At 71.7% G+C, this 12,759-nt stretch carries 11 protein-coding genes; 3 read left to right on the plus strand and 8 right to left on the minus strand.

Annotation, left to right across the window (positions count from 1 at the left end; all coding sequences use genetic code 11):
- The first annotated feature begins 44 nt into the window (after positions 1–44).
- Positions 45–752 carry a CoA pyrophosphatase gene (locus AB0K17_RS04030; protein ID WP_365968952.1) on the plus strand — a complete coding sequence of 236 codons (708 nt, stop codon included), beginning with the start codon at positions 45–47 and terminating at the stop codon, positions 750–752.
- A gap of 82 nt (positions 753–834) precedes the next feature.
- The gene (locus tag AB0K17_RS04035; protein WP_365968920.1) at positions 835–2,034 is read left to right on the plus strand and encodes a MarP family serine protease; all 1,200 of its coding nucleotides are present in this window, start codon (positions 835–837) and stop codon (positions 2,032–2,034) included.
- A 51-nt stretch (positions 2,035–2,085) separates the two neighbouring features.
- Here AB0K17_RS04035 and AB0K17_RS04040 read toward each other — a convergent pair whose 3' ends face one another.
- The 7 genes from AB0K17_RS04040 to AB0K17_RS04070 form a co-directional block, all read right to left on the minus strand.
- The gene (locus AB0K17_RS04040) at positions 2,086–2,304 is read right to left on the minus strand and encodes a hypothetical protein (protein ID WP_365982012.1); all 219 of its coding nucleotides are present in this window, start codon (positions 2,302–2,304) and stop codon (positions 2,086–2,088) included.
- Positions 2,305–2,419: 115 nt separating this feature from the next.
- Positions 2,420–3,418 (minus strand): alpha/beta hydrolase, encoded by a 999-nt coding sequence (locus tag AB0K17_RS04045; protein WP_365982013.1) that lies wholly within the window; start codon positions 3,416–3,418, stop codon positions 2,420–2,422.
- Complete coding sequence (locus AB0K17_RS04050) at positions 3,415–3,873, minus strand: phage holin family protein (RefSeq protein ID WP_344433219.1); 459 nt, start codon at positions 3,871–3,873, stop codon at positions 3,415–3,417. The genes AB0K17_RS04045 and AB0K17_RS04050 overlap by 4 nt, the downstream gene beginning before the upstream one ends.
- Before the next feature lie 108 nt (positions 3,874–3,981).
- The gene (nhaA, locus tag AB0K17_RS04055) at positions 3,982–5,379 is read right to left on the minus strand and encodes a Na+/H+ antiporter NhaA (protein ID WP_365982014.1); all 1,398 of its coding nucleotides are present in this window, start codon (positions 5,377–5,379) and stop codon (positions 3,982–3,984) included.
- A 271-nt stretch (positions 5,380–5,650) separates the two neighbouring features.
- The gene (gene acs, locus AB0K17_RS04060; RefSeq protein ID WP_365968924.1) at positions 5,651–7,636 is read right to left on the minus strand and encodes an acetate--CoA ligase; all 1,986 of its coding nucleotides are present in this window, start codon (positions 7,634–7,636) and stop codon (positions 5,651–5,653) included.
- Positions 7,637–7,729: 93 nt separating this feature from the next.
- Positions 7,730–9,247 (minus strand): carbonic anhydrase, encoded by a 1,518-nt coding sequence (locus tag AB0K17_RS04065; protein WP_365982015.1) that lies wholly within the window; start codon positions 9,245–9,247, stop codon positions 7,730–7,732.
- A gap of 243 nt (positions 9,248–9,490) precedes the next feature.
- Positions 9,491–10,480 carry an ATP-binding protein gene (locus AB0K17_RS04070; RefSeq protein ID WP_365968926.1) on the minus strand — a complete coding sequence of 330 codons (990 nt, stop codon included), beginning with the start codon at positions 10,478–10,480 and terminating at the stop codon, positions 9,491–9,493.
- Positions 10,481–10,581: 101 nt separating this feature from the next.
- On the opposite strand from AB0K17_RS04070, the gene AB0K17_RS04075 reads away from it, so the two are divergent.
- Positions 10,582–11,403, plus strand: coding sequence for an oxidoreductase (locus tag AB0K17_RS04075; protein WP_365982016.1), 822 nt, complete (start codon positions 10,582–10,584; stop codon positions 11,401–11,403).
- Positions 11,404–11,641: 238 nt separating this feature from the next.
- Here the strand turns inward: AB0K17_RS04075 and AB0K17_RS04080 are convergent, their stop codons facing one another.
- Positions 11,642–12,553 carry an HAD family hydrolase gene (locus AB0K17_RS04080; RefSeq protein ID WP_365982017.1) on the minus strand — a complete coding sequence of 304 codons (912 nt, stop codon included), beginning with the start codon at positions 12,551–12,553 and terminating at the stop codon, positions 11,642–11,644.
- Between the last annotated feature and the right edge of the window lie 206 nt (positions 12,554–12,759).

Raw genomic sequence — 12,759 nt, forward strand, 5'->3', positions numbered from 1 at the left:
CGCAGGACCGCACCGCAGCCGAGGACGACGACCGGGGGAAGGCGATGACGAGGACGTACGGCCACGAGGTGGCCCGGGACCGGGAGGGCCGGGTCGAGGTGACGGCCGAGGGGCTGCCGACGTGGCTGGAGCCGGTGGAGCGTGCCGCGCGGCACGTGGAGCCGCACCAGCTGAGCCGGTTCCTGCCGCCGGAGACGGGGGGCCGGCAGTCCGCGGTGCTCATCCTGTTCGGCGAGGGCGAGCGCGGCCCGGAGCTGCTGCTCCTGGAGCGTGCCGGGACGCTGCGCTCGCACGCCGGCCAGCCGTCCTTTCCCGGTGGTGCCCTCGACCCGGAGGACGGCGACCCGGAGGGAGACGGCCCGCTGCGGGCGGCCCTGCGCGAGGCCCGTGAGGAGACCGGCCTCGACCCCTCGGGCGTGCAGCTCTTCGGCGTGCTGCCGCGGCTGTACATCCCCGTGAGCGGCTTCGTCGTCACGCCCGTCCTGGGCTGGTGGCACACGCCCAGCCCGGTGGCGCCGGTCTCGCCGCAGGAGACCGCCCGCGTCTTCACGGTCCCGGTGGCCGACCTCACCGACCCCGGGCGCCGCGCGATGGCGGTGCACCCCAGCGGCCACCGCGGCCCGGCGTTCCGGGTGGGCCCGGCGCTGGTGTGGGGCTTCACGGCCGGCCTGATCGACCGCATCCTGCACTTCGCCGGCTGGGAGCGGCCGTGGGACCGCGAGCGGGAGGTCCCCCTGGACGCACGGGCCTGACCGGCATGAGACGGTGGCCCCCGGCGGCCGGCCGTGGACCCCGGCGCCGCCCCCGGACGACGACAATGCGAGGCATTCTTCGGTGAACGTGCTGGACATCGTGCTGCTGGTCGCCGCCGTGTGGTTCGCGGTCATCGGCTACCGCCAGGGCTTCGTCGTCGGCGTGCTCTCGGTGATCGGCTTCCTCGGCGGCGGTCTCGCCGCCGTCTACGCGTTGCCGGTGATCTGGGACAGTGCCACGGACGACGCGCAGCCCGGCACGATCGCCGCTGTCGCCGCCGTCGCCGTCGTCATCCTGTGTGCCTCCGTCGGCCAGGCCGCCACCACCCACCTGGGCAACAAGCTGCGCCGCCACATCACCTGGTCACCGGCGCGCGCCCTGGACGCGACAGGTGGGGCGCTCGTCAACGTCACCGCGATGCTGCTGGTCGCCTGGCTCATCGGCTCGGCCCTGGCCGGTACGACGCTGCCGACGCTGGGCCGGGAGGTCCGCGGCTCCAAGGTGCTCCTCGGGGTGGCGCGGGTGGTGCCGCCGCAGGCGAACACGTGGTTCGCGGACTTCAGCAGCGCCCTCGCGCAGAACGGCTTCCCGCAGGTCTTCGCGCCCTTCTCCGCCGAGCCCATCACCTCGGTGCCGCCGCCCGACCCCGCGCTGGCCGGCAGCCCGGTCGCCGTGGAGGCGCAGCGCAGCATCGTCAAGGTCGTCGGCAACGCCCCCAGCTGCGGCAAGGTGCTCGAGGGCACCGGTTTCGTCTTCGCCCCGCACCGCGTGATGACCAACGCGCACGTGGTCGGCGGCGTGGACGAGCCGACGGTGCAGATCGGCGGCCGGGGCCGGCTGCACGACGCGACGGTCGTGCTCTACGACTGGAAGCGCGACATCGCGGTGCTGGACGTGCCGTCGCTGGACGCGCCGGAGCTGCGGTTCGCCGGGTCCGACGCCGACACCGGCAGGAGCGCCATCGTCGCCGGCTTCCCGGAGAACGGCGCGTACGACGTGCGGGCCGCGCGCGTCCGCAGCCGGGTCCAGGCCAACGGCCCGGACATCTACCACCGCGGCAACGTCCGCCGCGACGTCTACTCGCTGTACGCCACCGTCCGGCAGGGCAACTCCGGCGGTCCGCTGCTCACGCCGGACGGCAAGGTCTACGGCGTGGTCTTCGCGAAGTCCCTCGACAACGCCGAGACCGGCTATGCGCTGACGGCCGACGAGGTCCACCAGGACGCCGCGTACGGCCGTACGGCCGAGGGCAGGGTCAACACCCAGAGCTGCGCCCTGTGAGCCTTTGAGGGAGGCCCTCAGGGATGCGCGGACGGCTGAGGGGCGGGCGGTTCAGCGACTGCGGGGGTGCCGCAGCCGCGCCGAGACCCAGCGGGCGCGGCGGCGGATGATGCGCGGAATGCCGATCCGGGGATCCGGCCCCGCCTGTGGCCGCAGGGCGGCCCGGTCGGGGGCGGTCGTGACGGCGAGCGCGGTGTCGCCCTCGGCGCCGCGCTGCTGCGTCACATTGGTCACGTCCGTTGCGTCACGGTAGTCGTGCGTCCAGCCCATACCTGAAGCTCTGCCCGGGGCCGGAGGTCGGTAATCGCCCGTGGGACCGGCAATTGGCCTATGCGCGAGGCAAATGGCCGTTCGATGAACGGATGTTCACACCGGCGTGCCCCCGCTAGCGGTCCGGCTCGGTGTCCTTCAGCCAGTTGACGAGCTCCGTCGAGAAGGCCGCCGGGTCCTCCTCGTGGGGAAAGTGCCCGAGCCCCTCGAAGAGCCGCCAGCGGTAGGGCGCCTCCACGTACTCCCCGGAGCCCGCCGCGCTGCGCGTCCGCATCACCGGATCGAGCGATCCGTGCAGGTGCAGCGTCGGCACCCGCACCGGCCGCTTCATGCGGCGGTTGAACTGGACGCCGTCCGGCCGCGCCATCGAGCGCACCATCCAGCGGTACGGCTCGATCGAGCAGTGCGCGGTGGAGGGGATCGACATGGCCCGCCGGTAGGTCTCCACCGTCTCGTCGTCGGGCAGCCGCGGCCCGGACCACTCGCGGATCAGCCGCGCCACCAGCGCGGCGTCGTCCGCCAGCAGCCGCCGCTCGGGCAGCCAGGGCCGCTGGAACCCCCAGATGTGCGAGCTCGCCGCGCTCTGCCGAGGGTCGGAGAGCATCGCCGAACGCCACCGGCGCGGGTGCGGCATGGAGGACACCACGAGCCTGCGCACGAGCTTGGGCCGCATCACCGCGGCCGTCCACGCCAGGTAGCCGCCGAGGTCGTGCCCGACCAGTGCGGCGTCCGGCTCGCCGAGCGAGCGGACCACCCCGGTGATGTCGAGCGCCAGGTTCGCCGGGTCGTAGCCCCGGGGCGTACGGTCGCTGCCGCCCACTCCGCGCAGGTCCATCGCCACGGCCCGGAAGCCCGCCTCCGCCAGCGCCGGCAGCTGGTGCCGCCACGTCCACCAGAACTGCGGAAAGCCGTGCAGGAACAGCACCAGCGGCCCCTCGCCCATCTCGGCGATGTGGAACCGCGCTCCGTTCGCGGCGACGTCCCGATGGGTCCAGGGGCCCTCCGGACGTACGACCGCGGCGGGCGAGGGCGCCGCCGGGACGGGCGATGCGGGCGCCGGACGTCGTTGCGGGTCGGGGGATGCGGGCGCTGCGGAGGTATCGGGCACCGTCATACGGACGAGCGTGTCACAGATGCGTCCGTCCGGCTCGTGTCGGCCACGGGCCGGGGGTGCGGCTTGACGGTGCCGAGCACGGCCGCCGTCTCCTTCGCCGAGGCGATGCTCTTCTCGGGCTTCTTGATCTTCTTGAACTTGGCGATCGCCAGCAGGCCGAGGATCGCCGCGATCACCAGGTAGGCGCCGCCGGTGATCAGGAACGACCAGGCGAGCCCGAGGCCGGTGCTGTGGATCCCGTACGCCGCGGCGAAGCTCAGCACGGGCAGGGAGAACAGCGCCAGCACCCCCGCGGCGGCGATGGCGCCGCCGCCGATGCCCAGGCGCCGGGCGTCCTGGCGCAGTTCCGCCTTGGCCAGCGCGATCTCGTCGTGCACCAGTGCGGACAGCTCGGTGGTGGCCTGCGCCACCAGCTGGCCGAGGCTGCGGTTCGCGCCGTCGTCGGCTGCGCTCATCGCCTGCTCCCTCATCGTCATCGGCTTCGTCCTCGCGGCACGGCCGCCGCTGTCCGCCCTGTTGGGGCGGGTTCGGCGGCGGTCTCCGTGAATGTAAAGACTCTCAGATCATGCCGGACCGTCGTCCCCGGTGGTGCGTCCTGCGGCGACTTCCGCCAATCTGCGGTGTTCGGCTGCCTTCGCCTCGTACCTGGCGGCCATGCGCAAGTGGAACTCGGGGTTGTCCTGTTCGTAGATGTCGGGGATGCCGTCCTCGTCCTCGTCGCGGTCCTCTTCTGCGCACAGCTTCTTGTACTTGTTGTCGCGCAGCTTGAGGAGAGTGCTCGACAGGACGGCCGCGATCAGCGAACCGATGAGGACGGCCGCCTTCACCTCGCCGCCCAGGCCCTCGTCGTAGCCGAAGGCGAGCTCACCGATCAGCAGCGAGACCGTGAAGCCGATGCCGGCCAGGGAGGCCACGGCCAGGACGTCCGGCCACTTCAGGTCGGGGTTGAGCTCCGCCCGGGTGAAACGGGCCGCCGCCCAGGTGCCACCGAAGACGCCGATCGCCTTGCCCACGACCAGGCCCAGCACCACACCCAGCGTCTCGGGGCGGGTGAAGACGTCCGCGAGCGCCCCTCCCGAGACCCGCACTCCCGCGGAGAACAGCGCGAACAGCGGGACGGCCAGACCCGCCGACAGCGGCCGCACAAGGTGCTCGATGTGCTCGCCGGGGGACTGCTCCTCGCCGTCGCGGCGGGTGCAGCGCAGCATCAGGCCCATGGCGACGCCCGCGATGGTGGCGTGCACGCCGCTGTTGTACATCAGCGCCCAGTTGAGGACCGCCAGCGGAACGTAGACGTACCAGCCGCGCACGCCCTTGCGCAGCAGCAGCCAGAAGACCGCCAGGCCCACGAAGGCGAAGCCGAGGGCGGCGAAGTTCAGCTTCGATGTGAAGAAGACCGCGATGATCAGGATCGCGAAGAGGTCGTCGACGACGGCGAGGGTCAGCAGGAACGCCCGCAGCGCGGACGGCAGCGACGTGCCGATCACCGCGAGGACGGCGAGCGCGAAGGCGATGTCGGTGGCCGTCGGCACCGCCCAGCCGCCGAGCGAACCACCGCCGCTCGCCGCGACCGCCGTATAGACCAGCGCGGGCACGGCCATGCCGCAGATCGCGGCGACCACGGGAAGGATCGCGGCCTTCGGCTCGCGCAGCTCGCCCGCGACGAGCTCGCGCTTGAGCTCGATGCCGGCGACGAAGAAGAAGACGGCCAGCAGACCGTCGGCCGCCCAGTGCTGGACGGAGAGGTCCAACCCGAGCGCGGCGGGCCCGACGTGGAACGAACGGACGCTCTCGTAGCCCTCGCGCAGTGGCGTGTTCGCCCAGATCAGGGCGGTCACGGCGGCGGCCAGCAGCAGGACCCCGCCGACGGTCTCGGCCCGCAGCGCGTCCGCGAGATAGTTCCGTTCGGGCAGGGGCAGCCTGCCGAGGAAGACGGAACGACGGGTCTTGGGCGCGGCCACGGTGGGGAACCTCCTGGGTCTGCTGTCGGCGACACGCGTGCGGATGCACGTGTGCTGCTGTTGCCGACCAGACTTCCCGGCGCGCCCTGAATTCTTGTCGCGAAATTGACGCGACGCCTCACCACTGTAGCCCGAACCGGCGAAGGGCGCCCGGTGGAAGCCGGGCGCCCTTCGTGGCGATGCGATGGCCGGTAGGCCTGTGACCAGGGAGGTTGCTGGTGACAACCCGCGCCGGTGCCGGTCCTTGCCGGTCGTCAGTCCTTGCTGGTTGTCAGTCCTCGCTGGGGGCCGCGGGGAGCTTGGCCTGAATGAGGTCCATGACCGAGGAGTCGGTCAGCGTGGTCACGTCGCCCAGGGCACGGTTCTCGGCGACGTCGCGCAGCAGACGGCGCATGATCTTGCCGGAACGGGTCTTCGGCAGCTCCGCCACCGGCAGGATCCGCTTCGGCTTGGCGATCGGACCCAGCTGCTTGCCCACGTGCGCCCGCAGCTCCTCCATCAGGCCCGCCTCGTCGGCCTCGTCGCCCGCCGCGTTCGCCGCCGTGCTGCGCAGGATGACGAACGCGCAGATGGCCTGGGTCGTCTGCGGGTCGGTGGCGCCGACGACCGCCGCCTCGGCGACCCTCGGGTGGGAGACCAGGGCCGATTCGACCTCGGTGGTGGAGATGTTGTGGCCGGAGACGAGCATGACGTCGTCGACGCGGCCCAGGAGCCAGATGTCGCCGTCCTCGTCCTTCTTCGCGCCGTCGCCGGCGAAGTAGCGGTCCTGGAAGCGGGACCAGTAGGTGTCGACGTAGCGCTTGTCGTCGCCCCAGATGGTGCGCAGCATCGACGGCCAGGGCTCGGTGAGGACGAGGTAGCCGCCGGAGCCGTTGGGCACCTCGTGGCCCTCGTCGTCGACGACGGTGGCGGCGATGCCGGGCAGCGGCACCTGGGCCGAGCCGGGCTTGGTCTCGGTGACGCCCGGCAGCGGGGTGATCATCATGCTGCCGGTCTCGGTCTGCCACCAGGTGTCGACGACGGGCGTGCGGCCGGCGCCGATGTGCTCGCGGTACCAGACCCAGGCCTCCGGGTTGATCGGCTCGCCCACCGAACCGAGGATGCGCAGGCTGGACAGGTCGAAGCCGGCCGGGATGTCGTCGCCCCACTTCATGGCGGCGCGGATGGCGGTCGGGGCGGTGTACAGGACCGTCACGCCGTACTTCTGGACGATCTCCCACCAGCGGCCCTGGTGCGGGGTGTCCGGGGTGCCCTCGTAGAGCACCTCGGTGGCGCCGTTGCTCAGCGGCCCGTACACGATGTACGAGTGGCCGGTGACCCAACCGACGTCCGCCGTGCACCAGAAGACGTCCGTCTCCGGCTTCAGGTCGAAGACGGCGTGGTGGGTGTACGACGTCTGGGTGAGGTAGCCGCCGGAGGTGTGCAGGATGCCCTTCGGCTTCCCCGTGGTGCCCGAGGTGTAGAGGATGAACAGCGGGTGCTCGGCGTCGAAGGCCTGCGGGGTGTGCTGGTCGGACTGACGGCCCACCAGGTCGTGCCACCACACGTCGCGGCCCTCGGTCCAGGCGACGTCCTCCTGGGCGGTGCGGCGCACGACGAGGACGCTGCGCACGTTCTCGGTGCCGGGGCGGCCGAGGGCCTCGTCGACGGCCGGCTTCAGCGGGGAGGGCTTGCCGCGGCGGTAGCCGCCGTCGGCGGTGATGACGACGCGGGCGTCGGCGTCCTTGATGCGGGTGGCCAGCGCGTCCGCGGAGAAGCCGCCGAAGACGACCGAGTGGGGCGCACCGATGCGGGCGCAGGCCAGCATGGCGATCACGGCTTCGGGGATCATCGGCAGGTAGATGGCGACACGGTCGCCGGCCTGCACACCGAGCTCGGTCAGGGCGTTGGCGGCCCGGGAGACCTCGCGCTGCAGCTCGGCGTAGGTGATCGACCGGGTGTCGCCCGGCTCGCCCTCGAAGTGCAGGGCGACACGGTCGCCGAGGCCGTTCTCGACGTGGCGGTCGACGCAGTTGTACGCCACGTTGAGCTTGCCGTCGGCGAACCACTTGGCGAACGGCGGATTCGACCAGTCGAGCGTCTGCGTCGGCTCGGTGTCCCAGGTCAGGCGGCGCGCCTGGGTCGCCCAGAAGCCCAGCCGGTCAGCCTTGGCCTGTTCGTAGGCCGCTGCCGTGACGTTGGCCTCGGCGGCCAGGCCGGCAGGCGGCGCGAAGCGGCGCTCCTCCTTGAGGAGGTTGGCCAGGCTTTCGTTGCTCACGACATCTCCCTTTCCCAGGGGCTTCGTTGCGTCCCGGGCCCTAGCTCATCAGGCCGGGGTGCACCCTGACAAGGGTTGTTGGTAAAAACTGGTTTAGACCTGTTGCCCGAGGTGATCGGCCGAGGTCAGACAGGGTGGCGCGGAGGCCCGGGGAGCCGTGAACGTGTGCGAGCGGCGGTCCAGGACGTAGGTCGTCTCCTCTCCGGCGTGGAGATAGGTGCCACGCAGCAACAGCGACCCCTCGGCCACCCGGCGGGCCACGCAGGCGTGGGCCATCAGGTGGTCCAGTTGCTGCATGACGTTCACGAGGGCCAGCCGTTCCACGTCGTCTGCCACGGCGCGGCCGGCGAGGGCCACGTCTCCGCGTCCGCGCCTGCTGATGCGCTGCATCCGGGCCAGGCTCGGGCGGCCGTGGGAGAGCCAGGCCGTGAGAGGGGCCGGGGCGGCGGGGGAGCCGGTCGCCCGGGTGCCCGGGCGCGGTGGCGGCAGGTCCAGGAGCGCCCGCATGGCGGCGCAGTCGGAGTGCCCGCGCACGGTGATGGCGGCGACCTCCAGGGTCTCGACGGCGTACTGCAGGGCGGCGGTGACCCAGTCGAGCCGGCCGTCGTCGCGGGGCGGCGGCACGAGATTGCCGACATTGCACAGGGAGTAGGCGCCGTCGGGGGTGGTGTCGGCGGGGTCCGGGGCGGAGTCGGTGCAGGCCAGCACGAGGTGGGTGCCTTGCGCTGCCGGCGGTGGTCCCGGCTCGTGGTGGGCAGGGGCGGCGATGGGCACAGGAAGGCCTGCCGGTTCGTCCGTCGGTAGGGGGTGGTGGGGCCGGAGGCGCCGTGCGAACCCGGGCAGGAGGACGAGCACGACGCTCAGGGCCACCCCGGCGAGGGCGGGCACGACACCGAACAGGACGACGGAGCCGGTCGCCGCGGCGAACAGGGCGGCATGCAGGATACGAGCCTTGGGCCACATGGACGCGGCGGCATGGCGGTCCGGGATGTCCGACGGGGGGCGTGACGGGATGTCCGACGGGAGGCGTGACGGGACGGCCACCCCGGCCAAGCGGCGTGCTGCGGCGGGTGCGGACGGCGCCGTGGCCTTCAGGGCTTCGAGAGCGACGGCGAGCGTCGCCGCGAGCACCGAGGCGAAGAGCGTGAGCACGGGCATCTCCGGCAGCCCCGGCACCGCCCACAGGCCATGACCCGCGGCCGTCAGCCGGGGCACGGGCAGGACGGGAGCCAGGGCGATCGTGATGCCGGTGCCGGCCAGGAGTCCCTGCACGGCCGCGGGGTGCACCGCCCGGAGCGCGGCTGCCGTGCGGGTCGTACCCAGGGCGAGCAGGGCCAGGCCGGTGAGTGCGACGACCGCGCTCGTGGTCCGCCAGCCGAAGTGGTGCACCAGTTCCGCCGAGGCCATCACCGCGACGACCGTGAGGCCGGCTGCCTGCCGTGCCCTGCGCACCAGCAGCCCGCCGGCGATGGCGCCTGCTGCCATGGCCGCCGGGCCACCCAGGGCGGGGGCCGCGGCGGCAAGGGCGGCGCCCAGCGCGACGGTGAGCGCGGCGAGTGCGGTGGGGAGGGAGGCGGACAGATCCCGTAGCCGGCTGGTGTGCGTGCGCATGGTCGGTCCCGTCTGCAAGGAGGTCCGGGCGAGCGAGCATCAACTCCGAGTAAATGAATGGTAATGGAGAGTAAAGGGTTTGAGGTCTCGACCCCGTGAGCGTCCGTCGAACGAGTGAATAGGCATCTTTATGGCCGGCTTTATGGCTGCGGCTCGATGGCCACGGCTCGATGGCCACGGCTCAATGGCGCCGGCTCAATGACGCCGGCCGGGTCGTGCTGCCGGTGCCCAGCGCCCGCGCAGTCAGGCCGGCTGGGGTGCGGCCAGGGCCCTCTCATCCAGCACGAAGGAGGGGTCCACCTGGGCCGCGAGGTCCGCGCCCGTCCTGGCGTTGCCCCAGCTCTCGGCGTTCTTGAGATGGAAGTGGACCATCTGGCGGGTGTAGCGCTGCCAGTCGCGCTGCTCGTACGACGCGTCGGCGGCGTCCTGCAGGACACGCAGCGCCTGCTGGTTGGCCTCCTCGAGGAGTTCGAAGCGTGGAGGGCGACCCTTCTCCATCGCCCGCACCCAGTCCGAGTGGCCGAACGTGGTGAGCAGGTCCTCGCCGACCTCGGCACGCAGGAAGTCGAGGTCGTCCTGGCCCTGGACCTTGTTGCCGACGACCTTCAGGGCGACGCCGAAGTCCCGCGCGTACTCCTTGTACTGCCGGTAGACGGACACGCCCTTGCGAGTGGGCTCGGCGACGAGGAAGGTCATGTCGAAGCGGGTGAACATTCCGGAGGCGAAGGAGTCGCTGCCCGCCGTCATGTCGACCACCAGGTATTCGTCGCGGCTGTCCACGAGGTGGTTCAGGCACAGTTCGACCGCGCCCACCTTGGAGTGGTAGCAGGCCACGCCCAGGTCGGACTCGGTGAACGGGCCGGTGACCATCAGGCGCACGGCCCCTTCGTCCAGCGGGACGGTGCGGGCGCAGGCGGCGTAGACGGGATTGTCCTCGTCGATGCGCAGCAGTCGCGAGCCCCGGCCCGGCGGAGTCGTCTTGATCATCGTGTCGGCCGAGGTGATGCGCGGGTTGCCGCCCCGGAGGTAGTCCTTGATCAGGGGCAGCCGGGCCCCCATCGCGGGCAGCGCGGCGGCCTCCTGCTCGTCGAGTCCGAGCGCTGCGCCCAGGTGCTGGTTGATGTCCGCGTCCACGGCGATGACGGGTGCGCGGCCGGCCGCGAGGCGACGGATGAAGAGAGAGGACAGCGTGGTCTTGCCGCTGCCGCCCTTCCCCACGAAAGCGATCTTCATGTTCACCTAGCGTAGATGCAGGGGAGCGCTGAGTGAGAATCGTGAGTGAAGAGGACCACTCTTTCGAGGGGTGTAGAGCCGAAGTGCGTAGTGTCGTACCCATGAGTACGACAGCCGATCCGCTCGCCGCCCTGGGCTCGCTCCCGGGCGTCGCCGACGCCGTGGAATCCGTACGCAAGGCGGTGGACCGGGTGTACGGCCACCGGGTGATGCGCCGCCGCAGTAACGAGATCACCTCCGAGGCGGCGCTGCGCGGCGCCCGGGCTTCGGCCGCGCTGTCCGGAGCGGACTGGGCGCTCGAAGAGGTCCGCCGCCGTACCGACTTCAGCGGTGACGGGGAGCCCAGGACGGTGGGGGCGGCGCTGCGCCTGACCGCCGAGGCGGGCCAACTGCTCAGCATCTGGCGGCAGTCGCCGCTGCGTGTCCTCGCACGGCTGCACCTGGTCGCGGCGGGTGGGGACCGGCCGGAGGAGTCGGTGGGGCGTCCGCGGCTGGCGGGCGAGTCCGTCGCCGAGCCCCTGGTCGAACTGGAGCTGCCGAGTGCCGACGAGGTCTCGGGGCGGCTGGACGGCCTGGCGGCCCTGCTGATCGCGGGTACCTCGGCGCCGGCACTGGTGACGGCGGCGGTGGTGCACGGTGAGCTGCTGGCCCTGCGGCCCTTCCGTTCGTGCAACGGGCTGGTGGCGCGGGCGGCCGAGCGGATCGTGCTGATCGGCAGCGGCCTGGACCCCAAGTCCATCTGCCCGGCCGAAGTGGGCCATGCCGAGCTGGGCAGGGAGGCGTACCTGACCGCACTGGAGGGCTATGTCTCCGGGACGCCCGAGGGGCTCGCGGCCTGGATCGCGCACTGCGGTCGTGCGGTCGAGCTGGGGGTCAGGGAGAGCACGGCCGTCTGCGAGGCGTTGCAGCGCGGAGCGGCCTGAACGGGCCCGGACATGGGTTGCGGCGGCACCCGTTCGGGTACCGCCGCTGGCACATCGGCCGGGTTACCATGCGTGCACGATATTTGCCCATCAGACCGGGTTGCTTTGCCCTTGGCCTGGTGCGGCTGGCCCGTATTCGACGGGTCGGCGTCGCGTGGGTGCCCGGCTTCCGTGCGCGGTCCGTGGGGCCTTGGTGCGTGGAGGGCATCCTCTCGGATGTCCCTGGTCTCGCGGGCCGTTAAGTCCTTTTTACTCCTGTCGCGGCGGAAGCGGAAGTCGAGCCCGCAGTTCTTTTCCTTCTGCCCGCAAAACCGGGCAATGCAGGCAGGGGCATGCCGCGCCGGCCGGCCAGCCATACGAGGCCCACGGTGGCCGCGGCGGCGCCCAGTCCGGCTGCGGCGAGGAGTGCGGGGCGGGAGGGCATCGGCAGGGAGGAAAGCCGCTGCTTCAGGCGCACCGGACGGTTGAAAGTGAGAACGGGCCAGTCCCGCGCGGTGGCTTCGCGGCGCAGGGCGCGGTCGGGGTTGACGGCGTGCGGGTGCCCCACGGCCTCCAGCATCGGAATATCGGTCGCCGAATCGCTGTAGGCGTAGCACCGTGAGAGGTCGTATCCCTCGGATTCGGCGAGCTCCCTGACCGCCTCCGCTTTGGTGGGGCCGTACGCGTAGTACTCGATCTCGCCGGTGAACGCACCGTCCTCCACGACCATGCGGGTGGCCACGACCCGGTCGGCGCCGAGCAGGGTGCCGATGGGCTCCACGACCTCCGCGCCCGAGGTGCTGACGATGACCACGTCGCGGCCCGCGGCGTGGTGTTCCTCGATGAGCGAGGCGGCCTCGTCGTAAATGATCGGGTCGATCAGCTCGTGCAGGGTCTCGGCGACGAGCTCCCGAACCTGCTGGACATTCCAGCCCTTGCAGAGGGCCGACAGATACCGGCGCATCCGTTCCATCTGGTCGTGGTCGGCGCCGCCGGCGAGGAAGACGAACTGGGTATAGGCGGTGCGCAGCGCGGCCCGCCGGTTGATCAGCCCGCCTTGGTAGAAGGACTTGCTGAAGGTGAGGGTGCTCGACTTCGCGATGACCGTCTTGTCCAGATCAAAGAAGGCGGCTGCCCGGGGCAAGGAGTGGTTTTCCACGTCGCCGAGCATAGGGGGCCTCCATTCGGCGTAAGCTGAGGCGTGTGGGTTTGCCTGAGAAGGCTCTCGGGTACACCATGGAAGTCACGGATCGTTCGCGACCGTGCCTAACCCGGCCCGACTCCTCCCCCCCCGAGTCGGCCGTGGGGACGACCCCCGCTCTCCCCCCCGGCGGGGGTCGTCGCATGTCCGGATGCGTTTCGGGCGTCGCCATCGGG

Source organism: Streptomyces sp. NPDC049585 (assembly GCF_040675615.1).
In the GTDB taxonomy this organism is placed as follows: domain Bacteria; phylum Actinomycetota; class Actinomycetes; order Streptomycetales; family Streptomycetaceae; genus Streptomyces; species Streptomyces luteosporeus.